The sequence below is a fragment of the Limnohabitans sp. TS-CS-82 genome, assembly GCF_002943475.1.
The window spans coordinates 244538-265788 of record NZ_PTQX01000004.1 but is presented as its reverse complement, the minus strand read 5'-3'; the positions used below and the strand labels follow the sequence as shown (position 1 = coordinate 265788).

General features: G+C 57.6%; 25 protein-coding genes and 1 tRNA gene. 13 read left to right on the top strand and 13 right to left on the bottom strand.

The genetic code is table 11. The features are described from left to right. The first annotated feature begins 18 nt into the window (after nucleotides 1-18). Together C5F52_RS11120 and C5F52_RS11115 are read left to right on the top strand one after the other, a co-directional pair. Entirely contained in the window at nucleotides 19-1209 is a 1191-nt protein-coding gene (locus C5F52_RS11120) for a PLP-dependent aminotransferase family protein (protein ID WP_104798565.1), read from the top strand. Nucleotides 1210-1241: 32 nt separating this feature from the next. Beyond that, nucleotides 1242-2003: a hypothetical protein gene (locus tag C5F52_RS11115; RefSeq protein ID WP_104798419.1), complete on the top strand. Its 762-nt coding sequence runs from the start codon at nucleotides 1242-1244 to the stop codon at nucleotides 2001-2003. 73 nt (nucleotides 2004-2076) lie between these two features. Here C5F52_RS11115 and gcvH read toward each other — a convergent pair whose 3' ends face one another. Next, complete coding sequence (gene gcvH, locus C5F52_RS11110) at nucleotides 2077-2439, bottom strand: glycine cleavage system protein GcvH (RefSeq protein WP_104798418.1); 363 nt, start codon at nucleotides 2437-2439, stop codon at nucleotides 2077-2079. A gap of 5 nt (nucleotides 2440-2444) precedes the next feature. Next, nucleotides 2445-4130 (bottom strand): electron transfer flavoprotein-ubiquinone oxidoreductase, encoded by a 1686-nt coding sequence (locus C5F52_RS11105; RefSeq protein WP_104798417.1) that lies wholly within the window; start codon nucleotides 4128-4130, stop codon nucleotides 2445-2447. Nucleotides 4131-4231: 101 nt separating this feature from the next. Between C5F52_RS11105 and C5F52_RS11100 the strand changes: the two genes are divergently transcribed. Then, on the top strand, nucleotides 4232-5011 hold the full coding sequence (locus C5F52_RS11100; RefSeq protein ID WP_104798416.1) for an SDR family oxidoreductase: 780 nt from the start codon (nucleotides 4232-4234) through the stop codon (nucleotides 5009-5011). Continuing rightward, nucleotides 5008-5430: a thioesterase family protein gene (locus tag C5F52_RS11095; RefSeq protein WP_104798415.1), complete on the top strand. Its 423-nt coding sequence runs from the start codon at nucleotides 5008-5010 to the stop codon at nucleotides 5428-5430. The genes C5F52_RS11100 and C5F52_RS11095 overlap by 4 nt, the downstream gene beginning before the upstream one ends. A 37-nt stretch (nucleotides 5431-5467) precedes the next feature. Here the strand turns inward: C5F52_RS11095 and C5F52_RS30220 are convergent, their stop codons facing one another. Continuing rightward, a complete protein-coding gene (locus C5F52_RS30220; RefSeq protein WP_236657841.1) occupies nucleotides 5468-5674 on the bottom strand; it encodes a YkgJ family cysteine cluster protein in 207 nt (68 codons plus the stop codon). On the opposite strand from C5F52_RS30220, the gene C5F52_RS29890 reads away from it, so the two are divergent. After that, nucleotides 5613-5765, top strand: coding sequence for a hypothetical protein (locus C5F52_RS29890; RefSeq protein ID WP_161499691.1), 153 nt, complete (start codon nucleotides 5613-5615; stop codon nucleotides 5763-5765). The genes C5F52_RS30220 and C5F52_RS29890 overlap by 62 nt on opposite strands. On the opposite strand, the gene C5F52_RS11085 is transcribed toward C5F52_RS29890, so the two are convergent. Next, nucleotides 5732-6319 carry a peroxidase-related enzyme gene (locus C5F52_RS11085; protein ID WP_104798413.1) on the bottom strand — a complete coding sequence of 196 codons (588 nt, stop codon included), beginning with the start codon at nucleotides 6317-6319 and terminating at the stop codon, nucleotides 5732-5734. The genes C5F52_RS29890 and C5F52_RS11085 overlap by 34 nt on opposite strands. A 61-nt stretch (nucleotides 6320-6380) precedes the next feature. On the opposite strand from C5F52_RS11085, the gene C5F52_RS11080 reads away from it, so the two are divergent. Next, nucleotides 6381-6809, top strand: coding sequence for a carboxymuconolactone decarboxylase family protein (locus tag C5F52_RS11080; RefSeq protein WP_104798412.1), 429 nt, complete (start codon nucleotides 6381-6383; stop codon nucleotides 6807-6809). 9 nt (nucleotides 6810-6818) lie between these two features. Here the strand turns inward: C5F52_RS11080 and C5F52_RS11075 are convergent, their stop codons facing one another. Further along, nucleotides 6819-7373: a PAS and helix-turn-helix domain-containing protein gene (locus tag C5F52_RS11075; RefSeq protein WP_104798411.1), complete on the bottom strand. Its 555-nt coding sequence runs from the start codon at nucleotides 7371-7373 to the stop codon at nucleotides 6819-6821. Between the two features lie 92 nt (nucleotides 7374-7465). Here C5F52_RS11075 and C5F52_RS11070 point away from each other — a divergent pair, with 92 nt between their 5' ends. From C5F52_RS11070 to C5F52_RS11060, 3 genes are read left to right on the top strand one after another with little or no spacing between them, the layout of a single operon-like run. After that, nucleotides 7466-8167, top strand: a complete 702-nt coding sequence (locus tag C5F52_RS11070) for a CoA transferase subunit A (RefSeq protein ID WP_104798410.1) — start codon at nucleotides 7466-7468, stop codon at nucleotides 8165-8167. 10 nt (nucleotides 8168-8177) lie between these two features. Further along, nucleotides 8178-8816: a 3-oxoacid CoA-transferase subunit B gene (locus C5F52_RS11065; protein ID WP_104798409.1), complete on the top strand. Its 639-nt coding sequence runs from the start codon at nucleotides 8178-8180 to the stop codon at nucleotides 8814-8816. Nucleotides 8817-8859: 43 nt separating this feature from the next. Beyond that, entirely contained in the window at nucleotides 8860-9282 is a 423-nt protein-coding gene (locus tag C5F52_RS11060) for a universal stress protein (RefSeq protein ID WP_104798408.1), read from the top strand. Between the two features lie 69 nt (nucleotides 9283-9351). Here the strand turns inward: C5F52_RS11060 and C5F52_RS11055 are convergent. The 3 genes from C5F52_RS11055 to C5F52_RS11045 all read right to left on the bottom strand — a co-directional run bounded on the left by C5F52_RS11055 (nucleotide 9352) and on the right by C5F52_RS11045 (nucleotide 11374). Next, nucleotides 9352-9425: transfer RNA gene (locus C5F52_RS11055), tRNA-Gly, on the bottom strand. An 18-nt stretch (nucleotides 9426-9443) separates the two neighbouring features. Next, a complete protein-coding gene (locus C5F52_RS11050; protein ID WP_104798407.1) occupies nucleotides 9444-9785 on the bottom strand; it encodes a hypothetical protein in 342 nt (113 codons plus the stop codon). A 110-nt stretch (nucleotides 9786-9895) separates the two neighbouring features. Continuing rightward, entirely contained in the window at nucleotides 9896-11374 is a 1479-nt protein-coding gene (locus tag C5F52_RS11045; RefSeq protein ID WP_104798406.1) for an NAD-dependent succinate-semialdehyde dehydrogenase, read from the bottom strand. A gap of 88 nt (nucleotides 11375-11462) precedes the next feature. Between C5F52_RS11045 and alaS the strand changes: the two genes are divergently transcribed. From alaS to C5F52_RS11030, 3 genes are all read left to right on the top strand, one after another. After that, nucleotides 11463-14087, top strand: a complete 2625-nt coding sequence (gene alaS / locus C5F52_RS11040; protein ID WP_104798405.1) for an alanine--tRNA ligase — start codon at nucleotides 11463-11465, stop codon at nucleotides 14085-14087. 41 nt (nucleotides 14088-14128) lie between these two features. Further along, complete coding sequence (locus C5F52_RS11035) at nucleotides 14129-14731, top strand: TlpA disulfide reductase family protein (protein WP_161499690.1); 603 nt, start codon at nucleotides 14129-14131, stop codon at nucleotides 14729-14731. A 133-nt stretch (nucleotides 14732-14864) separates the two neighbouring features. Next, nucleotides 14865-15995 carry a transglutaminase-like domain-containing protein gene (locus tag C5F52_RS11030; RefSeq protein WP_104798403.1) on the top strand — a complete coding sequence of 377 codons (1131 nt, stop codon included), beginning with the start codon at nucleotides 14865-14867 and terminating at the stop codon, nucleotides 15993-15995. A 76-nt stretch (nucleotides 15996-16071) separates the two neighbouring features. Here C5F52_RS11030 and C5F52_RS11025 read toward each other — a convergent pair whose 3' ends face one another. Both C5F52_RS11025 and trmB read right to left on the bottom strand, forming a co-directional pair. Next, on the bottom strand, nucleotides 16072-16968 hold the full coding sequence (locus C5F52_RS11025; RefSeq protein WP_104798402.1) for a pseudouridine synthase: 897 nt from the start codon (nucleotides 16966-16968) through the stop codon (nucleotides 16072-16074). 20 nt (nucleotides 16969-16988) lie between these two features. Beyond that, entirely contained in the window at nucleotides 16989-17717 is a 729-nt protein-coding gene (gene trmB, locus C5F52_RS11020) for a tRNA (guanosine(46)-N7)-methyltransferase TrmB (protein ID WP_104798401.1), read from the bottom strand. Between the two features lie 169 nt (nucleotides 17718-17886). Here trmB and C5F52_RS11015 point away from each other — a divergent pair, with 169 nt between their 5' ends. Then, a complete protein-coding gene (locus tag C5F52_RS11015) occupies nucleotides 17887-18252 on the top strand; it encodes a hypothetical protein (RefSeq protein WP_104798400.1) in 366 nt (121 codons plus the stop codon). Here C5F52_RS11015 and gluQRS read toward each other — a convergent pair. The 3 genes from gluQRS to C5F52_RS11000 are packed head-to-tail and all read right to left on the bottom strand — an operon-like array spanning nucleotide 18227 to nucleotide 21169. Next, nucleotides 18227-19114: a tRNA glutamyl-Q(34) synthetase GluQRS gene (gluQRS, locus tag C5F52_RS11010; protein WP_104798399.1), complete on the bottom strand. Its 888-nt coding sequence runs from the start codon at nucleotides 19112-19114 to the stop codon at nucleotides 18227-18229. The genes C5F52_RS11015 and gluQRS overlap by 26 nt on opposite strands. Further along, a complete protein-coding gene (locus C5F52_RS11005) occupies nucleotides 19115-20182 on the bottom strand; it encodes an NAD(P)/FAD-dependent oxidoreductase (protein ID WP_104798398.1) in 1068 nt (355 codons plus the stop codon). A gap of 9 nt (nucleotides 20183-20191) precedes the next feature. Then, entirely contained in the window at nucleotides 20192-21169 is a 978-nt protein-coding gene (locus C5F52_RS11000; protein ID WP_104798397.1) for a LysR family transcriptional regulator, read from the bottom strand. Between the last annotated feature and the right edge of the window lie 82 nt (nucleotides 21170-21251).

Below are 21251 nucleotides of genomic sequence, written 5' to 3'. Positions count from 1 at the left end.
CTCACCATGCCCTCAACCATGCAGTACGCTGACCGCCTCAACAACGTTGAAACCTCCGCCATTCGTGAACTGTTCAAACTGCTGGGCAAGCCCGGCATCATCAGCTTTGCAGGCGGCTTTCCCGACAGCGCCATGTTTGACGTGGAAGGCATTCGCGAAGCCAGCAGCCGCGCTTTGACCGAAGAACCAGGCGCAGCTCTGCAATACGGCGCCACCGAGGGCTATCAACCGTTGCGCGAACAACTCGCCGCCTTCATGGCCAGCAAAGGCGTGAAGGGCTTAGACGCCAGCGGCCTCATCGTCACCACCGGCAGCCAGCAAGCGCTGGACCTGATTGCCAAAACCTTGCTCAACCCCACCGATGTGGCGTTGGTCGAAGGCCCCACGTTCTTGGCCACCATTCAATGTTTCCGTTTGTACGGTCCGCAAGTGGTGGGTGTGCCCATCGACGCGCACGGCGTGCAAGTGGACAAGCTTGAAGAAATGATGGTGCAACACAAGCCCAAGCTGGTCTACCTCATCCCCACCTTTGGTAACCCCAGCGGTGCAACCCTCAGCTTAGAGCGCCGCTTGCGTGTGCTCGAACTCGCCGTGAAATACAAAACCGTGGTGGTCGAAGACGACCCCTATGGCGACCTGTACTTTGGCGAGGCGCCACCGCCTTCCTTGCTCGCTTTGAGCGACCAAGTGCCCGGCAGCCGTGAGTGGCTAATTCACTGCGGCTCACTCAGCAAAGTGTTGTCACCCGGCCTGCGCGTGGGCTGGATGATTGCCCCGCCCGAGCTGTTGGCACGCGCCACCATGTGCAAGCAGTTCAGCGATGCACACACCTCCACCTTTGCACAAGCCACGGCTGCCCACTACCTCAAAGCCGGCCGCATGCCTGCCACTTTGGCGCATGTGCGCAGCGTGTATGCCGAGCGCGCCCAAGCCATGGGCGAGGCTTTGAAGCGCGAACTGGGCGATGCCTTGACCTTCACTCAACCACAAGGCGGCTTGTTCTTCTGGGCCAACCTCACAGGTGCAGGCGGCAAAGTGAAAGACGGAGCGGAACTGGCCAAACGCGCCATTGAAAAAGGCGTGGCCTTTGTGCCGGGTGCACCGTTCTTTGCGAACGATCCCGACGCATCTGCGATTCGTTTGAGCTTTGCGACGGCGGATGTGGCGAAGATCAAAGAGGGGATTGCACGGTTAGGGCAAGCTTTGTAAATAATGGGTGCTGAGATTAAAAGTGGGATTCAATGAAATTAATTAAATTTTTCGGCGTATTTTGTCTGTTTTTGAACTTCAGCGGCTGTGGTGGGCTGAGCCAAAATGTTCAATACAGAAATCCAACCGTTGATGTAAAAAATAACAAATGGGATTATTACGATGGCTCATCCGTCGATTACACCTCCTTTTCATTGAGCGAATATGGCACCAATAAAGCTCTTTTGAAAAATGAAGAGACGGTTCAATATAACGCAACAGTCAATATTGATAAAAGCAGAGGTTTGGCTTTGATTCACTATGAGGGTGCTATTCTTAAATTAAAGAAAGTTAATTCTCAGGATAGGATAGATTTTCTGCTCGAAAGGGTTGCCGGTGATGCGCCCGATAAAACAGCTTACAAAGCTTGGAATGATTGGTTTGAGTCTGAAAATGGTAAATATGTTGTGGCTGCTGAGTACGAAAAGCAAATCGTTCTCATCAGTTATTACTCTGAAAAAAGCGTCAAAAATATTGCTTTTTATCCCAGCCGTTATTTGGCCTGCAAGCAGTTGGCAACGAGGCAGGTTGAATTAGATAAAAAAATGGTTTTTAACTTGTTTAAAAACCCCTTTGCATCTTCCGTTGAAAATGATGCAAATGTTTTATCGAAAGCAAGCGATTTGAGATTTGATGGTCCTAGAGACTACAGCTGGGCAGGTGATAAAGGCAATGATCGTATAAGTAAGGTTCTTTCAGTGAAAAACACCGAGCAAAAATACGATCAAGCATGGAATGGTCTTAATTGTTGGTGATTTTCTGAAATTGAAACGCTAGTGAAAAAGGCTGCTCATTGAGCAGCCTTTTCGTTTTGATGGATTGAAGTGATTAACCGGTAATGGACTGATAAGCCGAAGCATCCATCAACCCATCCAGCTCGGTAGGGGTGCTGAGCTTGACCTTATAAAACCAGCCTGCACCCTCTGGGTCGCTGTTTGCCAGTGAGGGGTCTGCGCGCAAGGCCTCGTTTTGTTCGAGGATTTCCACACTCGCGGGCATGTGCACGTCGGCGGCGGCTTTGACCGACTCGACCACACCAGCCACGGTGCCTTGTGCGAAGGTTTTGCCGACTTCTGCGAAGTCCACAAACACGATGTCGCCCAGCGTGTCTTGTGCGTGTTGGGTGATGCCCACCAAAGCGGTGTCGCCTTCGAGGCGCACCCAAGTGTGTTCTGCGTGATATTTGTTCATAGTCTTTACATGCCGCTGTAGTTGGGGCCGCCACCGCCTTCAGGCGTGACCCACACGATGTTTTGGGTGGGGTCTTTGATGTCGCAGGTTTTGCAGTGCACGCAGTTTTGCGCGTTGATTTGCAAGCGGTCGGTGTTGTCGTCGTTCTTTACAAACTCGTACACACCGGCAGGGCAATAGCGGCTTTCGGGGCCTGCGAACTTGGCGAGGTTGATGTTTACCGGCACAGACGCGTCTTTGAGCGTCAAGTGCGCGGGTTGGTTTTCTTCATGGTTGGTGTTGCTGATGAACACGCTGCTCAAGCGGTCAAAGGTGAGCTTGCCGTCGGGCTTGGGGTAGTTGATTTGGGCGTGCTGTGCCGCAGGTTCCAAGCTCACATGGTCAGGTTTGCTGCCATGCAATGTCCAAGGTGGGGTGTCGATGCCGAGCTTGGGCAATAGCCATTGCTCGATGCCGGTCATCAAAGTGCCGACCAACATGCCTTTTTTGAACCACAGTTTGAAGTTGCGGTACTGGTTGAGTTCTTTGCTGAGCCAGCTCTTTTCGAACGCAGCAGGGTAGGCGCTCAGTTCATCGTTGGCGCGTCCTGCAGACACAGCTTCGTAGGCGGCGTCAGCGGCCAACATGCCGCTCTTGATGGCGGCGTGGCTGCCTTTGATACGGGCTGCATTCAAGTAACCCGCATCGCAACCAATCAGTGCGCCGCCTGGGAACACAGTCTTGGGCAAAGCTTGTGGCGTGCCGTTGTTGATGGCGCGTGCGCCGTAGCCAATGCGCTTGGCGCCTTCGAGGTGGGCGGCAATGGCTGGGTGTGTTTTCCAGCGTTGCATTTCTTCAAAGGGGCTGAGCCACGGGTTTTTGTAGTCCAGGCCGAGCACAAAACCGAGGGTGACTTTGTTGTCTTCAAGGTGGTACAAAAAGCCGCCGCCAAAAGCGTCGTCTTGCATGGGCCAGCCAGAGGTGTGGACCACCAAACCGGGCTTGGCTTTGGACGGGTCGACTTCCCACAGTTCTTTGATGCCGATGGCATAGCTTTGTGGGTCGCGACCTTCGGTCAAGTTGTATTTGGCGATGACTTGTTTGCCCAAGTGGCCACGTGCGCCTTCGGCGAAGATGGTGTACTTGGCGTGCAACTCCATGCCGAGCTGGAAGTTGTCGGTGGGCTCGCCCTCTTTGCTGATGCCGAGGTTGCCGGTGGCGACGCCTTTGACAGCACCTTGCTCGTCATACAAAACTTCAGCCGCCGTGAAGCCCGGGAAGATTTCCACGCCAATGGACTCAGCGTGCGCCGCCATCCACTTCACCACGTTGCTGAGTGACACCACGTAGCAGCCGTCGTTGTGGAAGTTGCGTGGCAGCAGCCAATCGGGTGTGCGTTTGGTGCCTGTTTCGCTGAGGAATAGCACATCGTCGCCCGTGACTTCTTGGTTCAGGGGGCAGCCAAGTTCTTTCCAATTGGGGATGAGCTCGGTCATGGCCTTGGGGTCCATCACCGCGCCCGACAAAATGTGTGCGCCAGGCTCCGAGCCTTTTTCTAGCACCACCACTGAAACGTCGTTGCCTTTTTCAGCAGCGAGTTGTTTGATGCGAATGGCCGTGGCCAAACCACCGGGGCCGCCACCAATCACGACCACGTCGTATTCCATGGCTTCACGGGGGCCGAACTGGGCGAGGATGTCTTTTTGTGTCATTTGCGTTGTCTCAGTCTGTTGTCAGAGGTGAGACAGATTTTAGGGCCTGCCTTAGATGCCCTTGTCATAATGAAAATCACCTAGACAAAGAGGAGACAGACTTGGCTTACAGCATCGATTTATCAGGTCGCGTGGCATTGGTCACCGGCGCATCCAGTGGCTTGGGGGCGCAATTTGCGCGCACGTTGTCTCGTGCGGGCGCCACGGTGGTGCTGGCCAGTCGTCGCGTAGAAAAATTAGAAGCCTTGCGGGCTGAGCTGCAAGCCCAAGGCGGCACCGCGCATGTGGTGGCGATGGATGTCACGGTGCACAGCAGCGTTCAAGCGGCGGTGGCGCAGGCCGAGCAGCAAGCGGGCCCCATCGATATTTTGGTGAACAACTCCGGCGTCAGCACCACGCAGCGTGTGCAAGACGTGACCGAGGCAGACTTTGACTTCACGTTTGACACCAATGTGAAAGGCTCGTTTTTTGTCGCGCAAGAGGTGGGCAAACGCATGCTGGCGCGTGCCAAGGGCGCAGCGCCTGGCACGTTCAGTGGCCGCATCATCAACATCGCATCGGTGGCGGGCTTGAAAGTGCTGCCGCAAATCGGCGTGTATTGCATGAGCAAAGCCGCGGTGGTGCAAATGACCAAGGTGTTGGCGATGGAGTGGGGCCGTTTTGGCATCAACGTGAATGCCATTTGCCCAGGCTACATCGACACCGAAATCAACCACCACCACTGGGGCACCGAGCAGGGGCAAAAGCTGGTCAACATGCTGCCGCGCAAACGCGTGGGTGAGCCCAAAGATTTGGATGCGCTGTTGGTCATGCTGGCCAGCGGTGAGAGCGGCTTTGTGAACGGCGCCATCATCGCGGCGGACGATGGCTTTGCCTTATGAAGTTCGACATCCCCGAGCACAAAAAGCTGGTGTTTGAGCTGGTTGTACCCATCCGTTGGGGCGACATGGACGCGATGGGCCACGTCAATAACACCACCTACTTTCGTTACCTCGAAACCATCCGTATCGACTGGATGCGCTCGATCGGCGCTACACCGCAACCCGATGGCCATGGCCCGGTGATCGTGAATGCGTTTTGCAATTTCTACAAGCAGCTGGAATACCCCGGGGATGTGCTGATGAAGATGTACACCAGCGACCCCGGACGCACCACCTTTGAGACTTGGGGGACGATGGAGCTGGTGGGCCAACCCGGCATCATTCACGCCGCAGGCGGTGCCACCACCATTTGGGTGGATTTTCCGAATCAAAAAGCGATTGAATTGCCCGATTGGGTGCGGGCTATCGTGACGCCCTAACGGACTTAATGGACTTGACGGGCGCTGAGAGACACGCTCAGATTGCTTCGGGCGTCGTGGCTCGGTCCAATTGGGTCAGCCAAAGTAGGGCTGCTTGACGGTCTGACCCGCACATCTCCGGCTGGGGTTGTAGCCCGCCGCAAAACGCGGGCCGCTCAGGCTTGCCAAATACGGCGCAGCGCATGTCTGCCATCAGCTGCGCGCAGGGCACACCCGCTGGTTTGCCGTTGGGCATGCCAGGCAAAGGGCTGGTGATGGACGGCGCAATGCAGCACGCCCCGCAAGCGCTGCGGCACTGCATTTACTTTTGCTTGGGCACACGACCCATGGTGTAAAACTCTGGGTTGGGCATCATGCCGCTGAAGCTGGCCATGCGGTTGCTCAGGCCAAAGAAGGCGGTGATGGCCGCAATGTCCCACGCGTCTTCGTCGTTGAAGCCGTGGGCGTGCAGGGCGGCAAAGTCGGCCTCTTCAATTTGGTCCGAGTGTTGGCAAACCTTCATCGCGAAGTCGAGCATGGCGCGCTGGCGCGGGCTGATATCGGCCTTGCGGTAGTTGATGGCCACTTGGTCGGCCACCAAAGGTTTTTTCTCGTAGATGCGCAAAATGGCACCGTGGGCCACCACGCAGTACAGACAGTTGTTGGCTGCGCTGGTGGTGGTGACGATCATTTCGCGGTCACCTTTGCTGAGGCCACTCGCGCGTCCGACAGACTCGGGCACCATCAATGCATCGTGGTACGCAAAGAAGGCGCGCCATTCGGCGGGGCGTCGTGCGAAAGCCAAAAAGACGTTGGGGACAAAGCCCGCTTTGTCTTGCACTTCCAGCACTTTGGCGCGGATGTCTTCGGGCAAGTCTTTGAGTTCGGGGTGAGGGTAGCGGTTGCTCATGGGGTCTCCAAGCTGAGGTTTTAGCTTTTGATTATGCTCAGACATTTTTCAGAAAGCTGTCATGTCAAACACCCCCACGTCGCCATCCCAGCAAGCCCGCGCTGAGCGCCTCGATGATGCGGCCTTTCAGGCCGGATTGACGACCCGCACCCAAGTCATGGGGCCAGAGTTTGTGGACCGTGCTTTTGGCAACGCCACCGACTACACCTTGCCTATGCAGGAGTTCATCACCCGCAATGCTTGGGGCAATGTGTGGCAACGCCCGGGCCTGGACTTGAAAACCCGCAGCTTGGTCACGGTCGCCATGCTCACCGCCTTGGGCAAGCAGCACGAGCTCAAAGCCCATGCGCGTGGGGCACTCAACAACGGCGCAACGCCTGAAGAGCTGCGCGAAGTCATGCTGCACGCCACGGTGTACTGTGGTTTTCCCACAGCGATTGATGCGTTTAGGTCAGTGACTGAGGTGGTGGAGTCGTTGGCCAAGCCCTGAGCTTGGAGCCTAACCCACCAGCAGCTTGTGCACCAAGTCGCCCGTGGTGGATGACTTGTATTTGCGCATCAGCCGAGCGCGGTAAATCTCCACGGTGCGGTGGCTGATGGCCAAGGCTTTGCCGATTTCTTTAGAGGTCATGCCGTCCATCAAAAAGGCGGCCACTTCGCGCTCACGGGCGGTCAACTCTGCTTTGACGGGGCGGTGCGCGCTCAGATCTTCAAAACTCCAAATACCCGCTTCGTGTGGCGCTTCACGGTTCAGCGCACGGCCGGTGACGTGGCACCAAAAGGGTTCGCCTTTGAATTGGCCGTCGATGCGCTTCATCACGCGGTCGTCGGCGTACAGGCCCTTGGTGTTCAAGATGGGGGCAATGCGGGCGCCGGTGCGCTCGTACTCGTCGGCGCTGGGGTACAGCAGCTGGAACGATTGGCCAATCAGTTGCTCGCGTGTGGCGCCAAACATGTCGCACAAGCGTTGGTTGCAGTCCACGATGCTGCGATTTCTGGACAGCACTAAGCCGATGGGGGCGAGGTCAAAGGCGAGGCGGTAATCGATGTCCATGGCAATGTTTGGGGGTCTGTGCTTACGAAAAACTACGTATGTGATTACGTAGTATCGTAGTAGCACTTTGTGGCACTTTTTGGAGCACTCCTTTGAATAAGATTTTTCCTAGCGCTGACGCAGCGCTGAAAGACATCGTGGCCGATGGCCAGCTGATGGCGGTGGGCGGATTTGGCTTGTGCGGCATTCCCGAGGCGCTGATCGACGCGCTGCGCGACAGCGGCGTGAAGGACTTGACGGTCATTTCTAACAACGCGGGTGTGGACGGTTTTGGCTTGGGCAAATTGCTGGAGACCCGTCAAATCAAAAAGATGATTTCTAGCTACGTGGGCGAGAACAAAGAGTTCGAACGCCAATACTTGGCTGGCGAGTTGGAGCTTGAATTTACCCCCCAAGGCACCTTGGCTGAAAAGCTGCGTGCTGGTGGCGCTGGCATTCCCGCTTTCTTCACCAAAACCGGTGTGGGCACTTTGGTGGCCGAAGGCAAAGAGCTGCGTGAGTTCGATGGCGAAACCTACGTCATGGAGCGCTCGTTGGTGCCCGATGTGGCCTTGGTCAAAGCCGAAGTGGCCGATATGTCGGGCAACTTGCGCTTCAACATGACGGCGCGCAACTTCAACCCCGCTGCCGCGACCGCAGGCAAGATTTGCGTGGTGGAAGTCGAGCGCATCGTGGCAACGGGCGAATTGGCCCCCGATGACATCCACTTGCCAGGCATTTATGTGCACCGCATCGTGCACAACCCCACGCCTGAAAAACGCATTGAAAAACGCACCACCCGCGACCGCAAATAAGGAAATCATCATGGCTTGGACTCAAGACGAAATGGCCGCACGCGCGGCAAGCGAACTGCAAGACGGTTTTTATGTGAACCTTGGCATCGGCATTCCTACGCTGGTGGCTAACCATGTGCCAGACCATGTGGAGGTTTGGCTGCAAAGCGAGAACGGCATGTTGGGCATTGGTCCGTTTCCCTACGAAGACGAAGTCGATGCCGACCTCATCAACGCAGGCAAGCAAACGGTGACCACCATCAAAGGTTCGGCGATTTTTGGCAGCGATCAGTCGTTCGCCATGATCCGTGGCGGCAAGATCAACCTGTCGATCTTGGGCGCCATGCAGGTGAGCGAGAAGGGCGATCTGGCCAACTGGATGATTCCCGGCAAGATGATCAAAGGCATGGGCGGCGCGATGGATCTGGTCGCGGGCGTCAAGCGCGTCATCATCTTGATGGAGCACGTGGCCAAGAAAAAAGACGGCACCGAAGATCTGAAAATCTTGAAAGACTGCACCTTGCCTTTGACCGGCGTGGGCGTGGTGGACCGCATCATCACCGACCTCGCGGTGATGGACGTGGTGCCCGAAGGCTTGAAGGTGATTGAGCTGGCACCGGGCGTGACGCGTGAGTTCTTGCAGAGCAAGACAGGCGTCAATTTGATTTGATCAGCGCGGTAGACTAGGCTCATTCATATTAAGGAGTGAAACGATGAAAATTCTTGTTGCCGTTGACGGTTCTAAGCCATCTTTGAATGCCGTGAAGTACGCCGTGAAGTTAGCTTCGGGTCTGCGTACCAACGACCACATCACTTTGATCAATGTGCATGATGACCAAGGTTTGCGCCATGCCCAACACTTTGTGGGCAAAGACCAAGTGCAAGACTACTTGCGCGAACTCAGCGACAAAGAGTTGAAATCTGCCTTGGCGGTGTTGGTCAAGGCTGGCGTGAAGCACGACAGCATCATCCAAACAGGTCATGTCGCCGAAATCATTTCTAACGTGGCGGACAAAAAGTTTGACATGGTGGTGATGGGCACCAAAGGCCGTGCAGGTGTGGTTGACCTATTGGTCGGCTCGGTCGCACAACGCGTGTTGGCCACTTGCAAGAAGCCCGTCTTGCTGGTGAAGTAACGACGTACTTTGGCCTAGATCAGGCCATGAAAAAAGCCACTTTAAGGTGGCTTTTTTTGTTGAAGCATCTGGAGCGGGTGATGGGGATCGAACCCACGTTATTTGCTTGGGAAGCAAAAGTCCTACCATTGAACGACACCCGCTTGAGCGTGTTGTTCAGATCAAGCCAGCGCGGCTTGCATGGCCTTGCCGATGCTTTCAAAGTAGTCGAGTGACGCTTGTGTTGGCACCAAATATTTGGTGCGGCGGTTTTTGCCTTCAAACACGGTGTCGATCATGCCGAGTTCGCGCAGTTGATCGAGTTTGCGGTGGATGGTGGCAGGAGACGCGATGGTGTTGAGCGCCATGGCTTCTGTCACGGTCAGTGGCTTCTCTTGCTCATGGCGCACTGCAATCACTTCGAGCAATTTCTTGGCATCGAGATCCATAGCAGGCGTGTGCGCTTCCCCTTCCAACGCGTGGATGAGGTTGAGAAAACGGAGGTAAATTTGTTTGGTTTTCATGATGCTTGTGCCCTCGCTTGCCTAGGAAAATCAACGATATGGATTGTATACATTGTTTCTTTAAATTGGAGTCAAACCTTTTAAATCAAGGGTGACTGTTAAATTTGTTGTTATTTCTGGATGTCACCGATACACAAATACTTCATTTCTAAGTACTCATCCATGCCGTGGCTGGAACCTTCGCGTCCTAAGCCAGACTGCTTCACGCCGCCAAAAGGCACATGTTCGGAGGCGATGATGCCGACGTTGATGCCCACCATGCCGTATTCCAGCGCTTCGCTGACGCGGTAGATGCGCCCGATGTCGCGGCTATAGAAGTAGCTGGCCAAGCCGAACTCGGTGTTGTTGGCGGCATCGATGGCTTCTTGATCCTTGTGGAAACGGAACACGGGCGCGAACGGGCCAAAGGTTTCTTCGCGAGCGCACAGCATGTCGGCGCGTGCTTCGGCGATCACCGTGGGTTCAAAGAATTGGCCGTCAAGCTTGTGGCCACCCGTGATCAGCTTGCCGCCTTTAGACAACGCGTCTGCCACATGGCGCTCAACTTTTTCGACGGCGGCATCTTCGATCAGCGGGCCTTGCATCACGCCGTCTTCAAAACCATTGCCCACCTTGAGCGCTTTGACTTTGGCCGCGAACTTTTGCACAAACTCGTCGTACACCGCGTCTTGCACGTAGATGCGGTTGGCGCACACGCAGGTTTGGCCCGCGTTGCGGTATTTGCTGGCCATGGCGCCTTCGACGGCGCTGTCGATGTCGGCATCGTCAAACACGATGAAGGGGGCGTTGCCGCCCAGTTCCAAGGCCAGTTTCTTGATGCTGGGTGCCGACTGCGCCATCAAGATGCGGCCCACCTCGGTAGAGCCTGTGAAGCTGATGTGGCGCACCACGTCGTGCGAGCAGAACACCTTGCCCACGGCAATGCTGTTGTCGCTGTCGGCGGTGAGGATGTTCAACACGCCAGCAGGAATGCCTGCGCGAATGGCCAGCTCTGCGGCAGCCAAGGCGGTGAGGGGGGTGAGTTCTGCGGGTTTGATGATCACGGGGCAACCGGCGGCCAAAGCCGGTGCGACTTTGCGGGTGATCATGGCCAGTGGGAAGTTCCATGGCGTGATGGCGGCACACACGCCGATGGGCTGCTTGAGCACCATCAAGCGGCGGTTGTTGTCAAACTGGGGCAGGGTCTCGCCGTTGACGCGCTTGGCTTCTTCGGCAAACCACTCCACAAAGCTGGCGCCGTAGGCCACTTCGCCTTTGGCTTCGGCAAAGGGTTTGCCTTGCTCGGCGGTCATGATGCGGCCTAGGTCTTCTTGGTGGGCCATCAACAGGTCAAACCACTTGCGCAACAAGATGCTGCGTTCTTTGCCGGTTTTGTTGCGCCACGCAGGCCATGCTGCGTTGGCTGCGTCAATCGCGGCTTCGGCGTCTTTGGCCGTGAGGTTGGCCACATCGGCCAGTTTTTTGCCTGTGGCGGGGTCGTGCACATCGAAGCGGCTGGCGCCTTGTACCCATTGGCCGTTGATCAAAGCATCGGTCTTGAGCAAGGTGGGGTCGTTGAGCAAAGAAAGGGGCGCTGTCTTCATGTCCATCTGGGTCTCCAAATTCAATCCGCAGAGCATACCGCTGGGCCGGTTCCCATGATGACCCTGGGGCGACACCGAAACTTATAATTCGAGGATGACTAAACCGCAATTCACCGTCGCCGACATTCGTAAAACATTCTTGGACTTCTTTGAGTCCAAAGGCCACACCGTCGTGGCCTCTAGCCCCTTGGTGCCGGGCAACGACCCCACCTTGATGTTCACCAACTCGGGCATGGTCCAGTTCAAAGACGTGTTCTTGGGCGAAGACAAGCGCTCGTATGTGCGCGCAGCCTCCGTACAGGCCTGTTTGCGCGCTGGCGGTAAACACAACGACTTGGAAAACGTGGGCTACACCGCCCGCCACCACACCTTCTTCGAAATGCTGGGCAACTGGTCGTTCGGTGACTACTTCAAACGTGAATCGCTCAAGTGGGCGTGGGAGCTGTTGACCGAGGTCTACAAGCTGCCCGCCGACCGTTTGCTGGCCACCGTCTACCAAGAAGACGACGAAGCCTACGACATTTGGACCAAAGAAATTGGCCTGCCACCCGAGCGCGTGATTCGCATTGGCGACAACAAAGGCGGCCGCTACAAGAGCGACAACTTCTGGATGATGGCCGACACCGGCCCCTGCGGCCCTTGTTCTGAAATCTTCTACGACCACGGCGACCACATCCCTGGCGGCCCTCCCGGCAGCCCCGACGAAGACGGCGACCGCTTCATCGAAATTTGGAACAACGTGTTCATGCAGTTCAACATGGACGAAACAGGTGCCGTCACCCGCTTGCCCGCGCCTTGCGTGGACACGGGCATGGGCTTGGAGCGCTTGGCGGCCATCTTGCAGCACGTGCACAGTAACTACGAAATCGACATCTTTGATGCGCTCATCAAAGCGGCGTCGCGTGAAACCGGCTGCACCGACATGGGCCACAAGAGCCTGCGCGTGATTGCCGACCACATCCGTGCCACCTCGTTCTTGGTGAGCGATGGCGTGGTGCCTAGCAACGAAGGCCGTGGCTATGTGCAACGCCGCATCATCCGTCGTGCCATTCGCCACGGGTATTTGTTGGGCCAGAAAAAACCGTTCTTCCACAAACTCGTGCCTGACTTGGTCAAGCTCATGGGCGATGCGTACCCCAACATGGCGAGTCAAGCCGAGCGCATTGCGTCGGTGCTGAAGGCTGAAGAAGAACGCTTCTTTGAAACCCTGGCCGTGGGCATGCAAATTTTGGATGCCGCTTTGGAAGGTGGCGTCAAGGTGTTGCCAGGCGATGTGGCGTTCAAGCTGCACGACACCTATGGCTTCCCACTCGACTTGTCGGCCGACGTGTGCCGCGAGCGTGGCTTGAGCGTTGACGAAGCAGGCTTTGCCGCTGCGATGGAAAAACAAAAAACCCAAGCCCGTGCCGCAGGCAAGTTCAAGATGGACAAGGCCTTGGAGTACACCGGCGCAGGCAATGCGTTTGTGGGCTACGACGACCTCCAGACAAAAGCCAAAGTGGTGGCGGTGTACTTGGACGGCAACTCGGTGGCCGAGCTCAAGCACGGCCAAACAGGCGTGGTGGTGTTAGACACCACACCGTTCTACGCCGAGAGCGGCGGCCAAGTGGGCGACGCTGGCGTGTTGGTCAGCGGCTCTGCCAGCTTTGCGGTGGAAGACACCTTGAAGATCAAAGCCGATGTGTACGGCCACCACGGCACCTTGACCCAAGGCACTTTGGCTGTGGGTGACCACGTCGACGCACAGGTCAATACGCAAGTGCGCGCAGCCACTGTGCGCAACCACTCGGCCACCCACTTGATGCACAAAGCCTTGCGCGAAGTGCTGGGCGATCACGTGCAACAAAAAGGCAGCTTGGTGAATGCCGAGCGCACACGTTTTGACTTTGCGCACAACGCCCCTGTGACTGATCCACAGATTCGCGAGATCGAAGCCAAAGTCAACGCTGAAATTTTGGCCAACGCCGTGGCACAAGCGCGTGTGATGGACATTGAGTCGGCCCAAAAAACTGGCGCCATGATGCTGTTCGGCGAGAAGTACGGCGAGACCGTGCGCGTGCTCGACATTGGCTCTAGCCGTGAGTTGTGCGGTGGTACACACGTCAAAGCGACAGGCGACATTGGCTTGTTCAAAGTGGTGGCCGAAGGCGGCGTGGCCGCCGGCGTGCGCCGCATTGAGGCGGTCACAGGCGCGAATGCTTTGGCCTATTTGCAATCGCTGGAAGACGCCGTGGCTCAAGCGGCTGGCGCGCTCAAAGCGCCCACCACAGAGCTCAACGCGCGTTTGACCCAAGTGTTGGAGCAAATCAAAACGCTGGAAAAAGAAGTCTCGGCCCTCAAAGGCAAAGTGGCTTCTGCGCAAAGCGACGAGTTGCTCACCCAAGCGGTGGACATCAAAGGCACCAAGCTCTTGGTCGCCAAGCTCGACGGTGCTGACGCCAAAACCTTGCGCGACACCATGGACAAGCTCAAAGACAAGATGAAGTCAGCCGTCATCGTGTTGGCGGCTGTGGACGGCGAGAAGGTCAACATCGCCGCAGGCGTGACCGCTGACAACACAGGCAAAGTCAAAGCGGGCGAGATGGCCAACTTTGTGGCCCAGCAGGTCGGCGGCAAAGGCGGCGGCAAGCCCGATATGGCGATGGCGGGTGGCACCGATGCCGCTGCGTTGCCCAAGGCTTTGGCCAGCGTGCAAGCTTGGGTGGCCGAGCGCATTTGATGCGCTTGTTCACACGCACGAACGCACGTTTGCACGCATCCATGAGCGCAAGCCAAGGCGTCGTGCCAACCAAGGCCCAACAGATGTTGGGCCTTTTTGTTGGGCTTGTGTTGGGAGGTGTGGTTTTTGGCTTGTCCGCCTCCAATGCGTGGGCGCAGTTTGACAAATCGCGCTGGCCAGCCCATGTGCCCACACCCGCATTGGACGTCGTGGATTTGCAAGGCAAGGTGTGGTCCGCGCAAGATCTGGCGGGCCATGTTGTGGTGCTCAATTTTTGGGCCACTTGGTGCGCGCCTTGTAAAGAAGAGTTGCCCACTTTGCAAACCCTGCACGACATTCGCGACGCCAACACCTTGGTGCTGGCCGTCAACGTGCGCGAGCCTTCCTTGCGCGTGGCGCGTTACGTGCAGGCCACGGGCGTGACTTTGCCTGTGCTGTTGGACCCCAAAGGTGAGTTGGCCAAACGTTGGGGCGTGACCGTGTTTCCCACCACCGTGCTGTTGGCGCCCGATGGCCAAGCCCGTTGGCGCGTGATGGGCGATGTGGATTGGAGTGGTCCCGACGCCCACCGTTGGCTCACTGAGGTGCGCCAAGACACGCGCGCTGTCAGCGCACCGGCCAAGCCCGCGCCCCTCAAGCGATAATTCACCCGCTCTCGTGCGGTTGCGCGAGGTGACCTGCCTTCGGGGCATTGGCGTCGGCGATTGCGTATTGCAATCGACCTTTTGCGCCTCTTGTGTGCCGACAGGTCTTCATTCTTATTCGGAGCTCTCTTTCATGACTCTTGTGCGTCGTTCCCTTCTCAAGGGGGCCGCAGCTGCGTGCGCCCTCACAGGTGTGCCTGGCTTTGCGCTGGCCCAAACCGCTGCCTCAACCTCTCACGCGACGCGCCGTTTCGAGCCTCAAGCGGGCCAATGGCGCACATTCGAGGTCACGACCCGTGTTGACTTGGCCGACGCCAAAGGTGCTGCTCGCGTGTGGTTGCCCGTGCCTAGCATCAACGCCGATTGGCAGCGTTCGTTGGAGAGCAGTTTTCAGTCGAATGGCACCTCCCGCATGACCAGCGACGGCACAGAAGGTGCCCGCATGCTCTACACCGAGTTCGCCGCAGGCGTGACCCCGTTTGTAGAAATCACCAGCCGCGTGCAGACGCAAAACCGCAGCGTCGACATCAACCAACCCGGCACGCACACCTTCACGTCTGAAGATGCAGGCACCTTGCGCCACTACACCCGCGCCACGCATTTGTTGCCCACCGACGGCATCGTGCGCACCACGGCGCTCAAAGCCACGCAAGGCGCGAAGACCGACGCCCAAAAAGCTCGCGCCATTTACGACTGGGTGGTGGCCAATGCTTGGCGTGAACCCAAGGTGCGCGGCTGCGGTGAAGGCGACATCAAAACCATGCTGGAGACGGGCAACTTGGGCGGCAAGTGTGCCGACATCAATGCCTTGTTTGTGGGCCTGTGCCGCTCGGTCGGCGTGCCTGCACGCGATGTGTATGGCATTCGCTTGGTACCTTCGGCCTTTGGCTACAAAGAGTTGTCGGGCAACCCCGCCAGCTTGAAAGGCGCGCAGCACTGCCGCGCCGAGGTGTATTTGCAAGCCCACGGTTGGGTGGCGATGGACCCCGCCGATGTGGCCAAAGTGATGCGCTTGGAAACGCCCACTTGGATCAAACGCACCGACGACGCGGTGGTGCAACCCGTCTACAGCCGCTTGTTCGGTGGCTGGGAAGGCAACTGGCTGGGCTGGAACACCGCGCACGATGTGGCGTTGCCCGGTAGCCAAGAAGACCGCTTGGGCTTCTTGATGTACCCCGTGGCAGAAACAGCAGAGGGCCGCTTGGACTCTTACGCGCCTGACACCTTCAAGTACCAAATCACGGCGCGCGAAATCAAGGCTTAAGGTGCTGGAAGCGTTGGGCTTGCCTGACGCTTCAATGCCTTTGGCCTCAGGGCTTGGCGTCTTAGGGCTTGAAGCTCTAATGCGCGATGCTCAAACGCAAAGCACTCTGAAACGCTCTGGCCTCACCCGTGACGGGGTCGGTGAATGCCACGCTTTTGGCCAGCAGTTGCAACGGATGGCTGAAGTCTTCTTCCGCATCTGGCCCGCGCAACACCGTGGGGTAAAACTGGTCGCCTTCAAGCGGCAGGCCCAGCGACATCATGTGTACGCGCAGTTGGTGGCGCTTGCCGCTGACGGGCTCTAGCTGGTACAGCGCGCGCGCGCCTTCGGTTTTGAGCAGGCTAATGCGTGTTTCACTGTTGGGCTCGCCATCTACTTCTTGTGTTCTGAAAAAAAGTTCGTCGGGCTTCAGGCGACTGACGTGTACGCGCGGTAGCTTTAACGCGGGGTTGTAGGGCGCCACCGCTTCGTACACCTTGTGCATGGCCTTGTCGCGAAACAGCGCGTGATAGGCGTCGCGGTCAGATAAGCGTTTGCCAAACATCACGAGGCCTGCAGTTTCGCGGTCGATGCGGTGCAGGGGCACCAGGTCGTCATGGCCGGTGAGGTGTTTCAGTTGCACCAACAGGCTTTGTTGCACATAACGGCCAGCGGGTGTGACCGGCATGAAATGCGGTTTGTCCGCCACGATCAAGTGCTCGTCTTCAAACACGATGCTGGCTTTTTCGGGCAGCACAGGCTCGTTGGCGATGTGGCGGTAGTAGTAAAGCTTGGTGTGCGGCGTGTAGGCCTGCGTGGCTGCCACGGGCTGAGCCGCTTCATCGAGTACCAGTTGGTCGTTGAAGCGTTGCAGCCACTCTTCGCGCGAGATGTCGGGCATGCGCTCTAACAAGAAATCCAGCACCGTGGGCCAAGCCCCAGCGGGCAGCGACACGCGGCTGGCGCCTACGCCGTTGCGCGTCGGGATTCGCATAGGCGTGGCTTTCAGATGCCTTAGACCTTGGTGAACACCAAGTCCCACACGCCATGGCCGAGTTTCAACCCACGGTTTTCAAACTTGGTGAGCGGGCGGTAAGCGGGCTTTTCGGCAAAGCCGCTGGCATCGGTGGCGGTGTTTTTGAGCAAAGGCTCAGCAGACACCACTTGCATCATTTGCTCCGAATACGGCTGCCAGTCGGTGGCCAAGTGCAGGTAGCCGCCGGGTTTGATGTGTTTGGCCAAGCGGTTGACGAACGCGCTTTGAATCAAGCGGCGCTTGTGGTGACGGCTCTTGTGCCAAGGGTCGGGGAAGAAGATGTGCACACCATCGAGGCTGTTTTCGCCCAGCATGTGGTCCATCACCTCGATCGCGTCGTGCTGCACGATGCGGATGTTGCCGATGCTCTCTTCGCCGCAGCGCTTGAGCAGCGCGCCCACGCCGGGGGCATGCACTTCGCAACACAAAAAGTTGTCGTCGGGGCGTGTCTGGGCAATCTTGGCGGTGGCGTCGCCCATGCCAAAACCAATTTCTAAAATCAGCGGGGCGGTGCGGCCAAAGGCGGCTGGCACATCCAAACGCTCAGGCGTGTAAGGCACCAAAAATTTCGGACCAAACTGCTCGAACGCACGCGTCTGACCGGGCCCCATGCGCCCAGCGCGCAGCACGTAGGTTTTGATGACGCGCATGAAAGGGGCGTCGGCTTTGGGTTCGTCTGGAGTGCTGGGCGTGTCGGCGGTTGTCATGGCTGAGAAATCTGGAAATAAGTAGTGATTATCGTGTTGTCGTATTTCAAATATTTAGATTGAAAGGACGGATTGTGCACAAGCGACGTACCGCATTGTGTTTTAGGTTGACGCCTCTCGCACAATTTATGCTCTTCACACAAAAGGGTCCGTTTCATGCAGGAAATGATTGATTTTTTTCACACGCTACCAGTCTGAGTTTGACCAAAAAAACTGGGGTGTATTTGCTGCTTTATTTCATGAACCTGCGATGAGCGTTCGCGCTGATGGCTCTGTGATGGTGATTCCTTCGCACACCGAGGGCGCACATTTATATGCGTCTGTCGCTGCTGCCTGGCGAGAGCAGGGCTATGTGCGGTTTGAAATGAAAAATTTTGAAGTCGTGGAGTTAGGCGAAGACAGTCGGATTGTGTCGTTTGATTGGTTGATGCTTGGCACTGATGGGGCATTTCTTCGTCAATGGCGGCAGTCCTATCAACTGATTCGATCACAGCAAAATTGGCAGGTTTTTACTTCAACTTTTCATACAGCTTGACCCAAGCGGTCAGGGCCTCTGAGACCGTTCCATGTCCAGCTGGCAGATTTACAAGCGCGGCAGCTTGATTGAGGATTTTTAAAGGGCTGCTGAGGTTTAGCGCCTCAGCGCCGTTTTGTTTACTTAACTTTTCCCCGTTCTCACCCAGCACCAGCGGCGTGTGCATGTAGCTGGGCGTGGGCAAGCCCAACGCGTGTTGCAACACGATTTGTCGTGCGGTGTTGTCGGTCAGGTCCGCGCCACGCACGATGTGGGTGATGCCTTGCGCGGCATCGTCCACCACCACCGCGAGTTGGTAGGCCCAAAGGCCGTCGGCACGGCGCAACACGAAGTCGCCTACTTCCTTTGCAACGTCTTGTTGCTGTGGGCCCAGTAAACGGTCTTGCCACATCAAGGGCGTGGTGAGTTTTAAATCGTCGATGACGCGTTGCACGTTCAAGCGCCAAGCTCTGGCGGTTTTGCCGTTCAGCCCGTGGCGGCAGGTGCCGGGGTAGACCGCCGCTTGGTGACGCTCTCGGGCGTGGCCCATCAAGGCTTGCGCCTCTTCAATCTCTTTGCGTGAACAGCCGCAGGGGTAGGCCCAGCCTTTGGCAATCAAACTGTCTAGCGCAGCTTGGTAGGCATTGGCGCGTTGCGATTGCCACATCACAGGGGCATCGGGCACGAGGCCACAAGTGGCGAGTTGTTGGAGGATGCGTTGGTCGGCGCCTGGGATGCAGCGGGGCGTGTCCACGTCTTCCATGCGCACCAGCCATTGGCCGTTGTGTGCACGCGCGTCTAGCCAACTGGCGAGGGCTGCAACGAGCGAGCCCGCATGAAGCGGGCCCGTGGGGGAAGGTGCAAAGCGACCGATGTAAGGCAATTACAGGCGATGTGCAGATTTGCACACAGTCAAAGCGAGTTCAAGGCCTGACACGAACGCGTCTTCCACGCGGTGGCCCAAGTGCCAGTCGCCGCAAGTGCCCAAACCGTTGGCTGGGTTGTACTGGTGCGACACGCCCAAGGGCGTGATGGTTTTGGCATAGCGCCAGCGGTGCACTTCGGCGTGCGAGGGCTCGGCGCGAATGCCGGTCAACTCAGAGAAGGCGCGCAGCAATTTGGCTTGCACGCGGGGGGCGGCGTCTTCCAAATGCTCGGTGGACCAAGCGGCGCTGGCTTGCACGGTCCAGCGTTCCAGTTTGCCGCGACCGGGTTTGGACGATTCACGCGCCAGCCACGCCACGCGGTGGTGGGTGCTGCGGGCAGCGTTCCATTGGGGGCCAATGTGCAAGTCGGGTTGGATGGCGTTGGGGAAGGCCAGCATCAAGGTCCAGCAAGGGGCGACTTCCACCTTGGCCATGGCTTTGAGCCAAGCGGCGCTGGCGGTGGCTTTGCCGGAGTTGCGCAACAGTTGCTCGGCTTGTACCGAGGGCATGGCCAGCAGCACACGGTCAAAGCCGGCGTGTTTTTCGGTCACGTCTTTGCCCGAGGTGCTGTTGACCGCGTGTACGGTCCACAAGCCTTTGGCTGAGCGTTCCAAGCGCGAGACTTGGGTTTGGTAGGCCACGGCTGTACCCAAAGGTTTGGCCCAGTGACGAACTAGGGCGTTCATGCCGGGTTTGGCCACAAAGTGTGCGTCTTTGGTGTTGCGGGCGGCTTCAAACACATGGCCCAGTGGGTCGAGCACGCGCACGGCGTTGGCGCTCCAAGGGCGGCAAATTTCGGTGGTGCCGGGCACGGTTTGCAAGGCCAGCGAAAAACGCGGATCTCGCACGGTGAAGTATTGGGTGCCGTGGTCGAAGGTGCCAAAGACGCCTTCGCGGGTGGACATGCGTCCGCCTGCGCCGCGGCTCTTTTCAAACACATGCACACGATGGCCAGCTTGGGCCAAAGTGCGGGCTGCGGTGATGCCAGCAATGCCGGCTCCGATGATGGCGATGTTTAAGGTCATGGTTGCACTCTACACGTTGTGTGTGGGGTTAAGGGTTCGGGGGTTCACCAATAAGGCAGATCGGGTGGCGGTGCTTTTGAGTTGTTGTAGCCACCATTGCAGAGCGCGGCCACCGCGTTCGCCCTCGCTGCCGTCGGGGATGCGCCAAGCGTAACTGACGTTGGACTCGCGTCTGGGGCGTTCGACCTCCCGCGTCACCAACCGTCCCGTCGTGATCCACGGTTGCGCCATCAACTCAGGCACAAAGCCCACGCCCATGCCGCGCAGTTGCGCGTCGATTTTTCGGTCCATGTTGGAGACGGTGAACACGTCTTGGCCGGGCAGCAAACCAATGGTCATGCCGGTGCCACTTTGCACCGAGTCTGCCACGGCCACGGCGCGGTGTTGGCGGATGAGCGCGTCGGTCAAGGGTTCGGGCGCGTTGGCCAACGGGTGGTTGGGGGCCATGGCAAAGACAAATTTCATCGTGCCCAAACTTTGGCTGTGGATGCCCAAGGAGGCGCCGCCTTCACTCAAAATGCCGGGAATGCCCAGCGCCAAATCGGCTTGACCGCTGGTGAGGGCAGCCAAGGTGCCGGTGAGGGTTTCGTCGCGCAGTTTGAGGCGGGTGGGGGCGTTCAAGGCCAAGAAGGATTCGCACAGCTCCATCACGGTAGTGCGGTCGATGATGCCGTCCACCGCGATGGTGAATTGGCTTTCCCAGCCGGTGGCCACACGTTTCACGCGGTTGGCGATGGCGTCGATGTCGGCCAACAAACGCTCGCCTTCGCGCAGCAACTCCACGCCCGCCGCCGTCAGTTTGGCTTGCCGTGAGCTGCGGTTGAACAACAGCACGTCCAGCGCATCTTCGATCTGACGAACACGGTAGGTGAGGGCGCTGGGTACCACGCCCAGCACACGGGCCGCTGCGGCAAAGCTGCCCGCTTTTTCAATGGCGTGCAACATGGCCAAGGCGTCGGGGGTCAATACGTCGCGGGCGGAGTTCATAGATAAATGGCTTGATCGTTCAAATAATTTGAATGATGCCATCAAATGCGATGCACGTCCAAAGACCACAAAGGGCCTAAAG

Bases quoted from the DNA above. Each gene is read 5' to 3' on its own strand.
- C5F52_RS11095 (WP_104798415.1), top strand. From the start codon at position 5,008: ATGAAGTTCGACATCCCCGAGCACAAAAAGCTGGTGTTTGAGCTGGTT.
- C5F52_RS11035 (WP_161499690.1), top strand. From the start codon at position 14,129: ATGAGCGCAAGCCAAGGCGTCGTGCCAACCAAGGCCCAACAGATGTTG.
- C5F52_RS11005 (WP_104798398.1), bottom strand. From the start codon at position 20,182: ATGACCTTAAACATCGCCATCATCGGAGCCGGCATTGCTGGCATCACC.
- C5F52_RS11115 (WP_104798419.1), top strand. From the start codon at position 1,242: ATGAAATTAATTAAATTTTTCGGCGTATTTTGTCTGTTTTTGAACTTC.
- trmB (WP_104798401.1), bottom strand. From the start codon at position 17,717: ATGACAACCGCCGACACGCCCAGCACTCCAGACGAACCCAAAGCCGAC.
- alaS (WP_104798405.1), top strand. From the start codon at position 11,463: ATGACTAAACCGCAATTCACCGTCGCCGACATTCGTAAAACATTCTTG.
- C5F52_RS11065 (WP_104798409.1), top strand. From the start codon at position 8,178: ATGGCTTGGACTCAAGACGAAATGGCCGCACGCGCGGCAAGCGAACTG.
- C5F52_RS11060 (WP_104798408.1), top strand. From the start codon at position 8,860: ATGAAAATTCTTGTTGCCGTTGACGGTTCTAAGCCATCTTTGAATGCC.
- C5F52_RS11000 (WP_104798397.1), bottom strand. From the start codon at position 21,169: ATGAACTCCGCCCGCGACGTATTGACCCCCGACGCCTTGGCCATGTTG.
- C5F52_RS29890 (WP_161499691.1), top strand. From the start codon at position 5,613: ATGTCTGCCATCAGCTGCGCGCAGGGCACACCCGCTGGTTTGCCGTTG.
- C5F52_RS11075 (WP_104798411.1), bottom strand. From the start codon at position 7,373: ATGGACATCGATTACCGCCTCGCCTTTGACCTCGCCCCCATCGGCTTA.
- C5F52_RS11080 (WP_104798412.1), top strand. From the start codon at position 6,381: ATGTCAAACACCCCCACGTCGCCATCCCAGCAAGCCCGCGCTGAGCGC.
- C5F52_RS11050 (WP_104798407.1), bottom strand. From the start codon at position 9,785: ATGAAAACCAAACAAATTTACCTCCGTTTTCTCAACCTCATCCACGCG.
- gcvH (WP_104798418.1), bottom strand. From the start codon at position 2,439: ATGAACAAATATCACGCAGAACACACTTGGGTGCGCCTCGAAGGCGAC.
- C5F52_RS11105 (WP_104798417.1), bottom strand. From the start codon at position 4,130: ATGACACAAAAAGACATCCTCGCCCAGTTCGGCCCCCGTGAAGCCATG.
- C5F52_RS11120 (WP_104798565.1), top strand. From the start codon at position 19: ATGCAGTACGCTGACCGCCTCAACAACGTTGAAACCTCCGCCATTCGT.
- C5F52_RS11030 (WP_104798403.1), top strand. From the start codon at position 14,865: ATGACTCTTGTGCGTCGTTCCCTTCTCAAGGGGGCCGCAGCTGCGTGC.
- C5F52_RS11025 (WP_104798402.1), bottom strand. From the start codon at position 16,968: ATGCGAATCCCGACGCGCAACGGCGTAGGCGCCAGCCGCGTGTCGCTG.
- C5F52_RS11045 (WP_104798406.1), bottom strand. From the start codon at position 11,374: ATGGACATGAAGACAGCGCCCCTTTCTTTGCTCAACGACCCCACCTTG.
- C5F52_RS11085 (WP_104798413.1), bottom strand. From the start codon at position 6,319: ATGAGCAACCGCTACCCTCACCCCGAACTCAAAGACTTGCCCGAAGAC.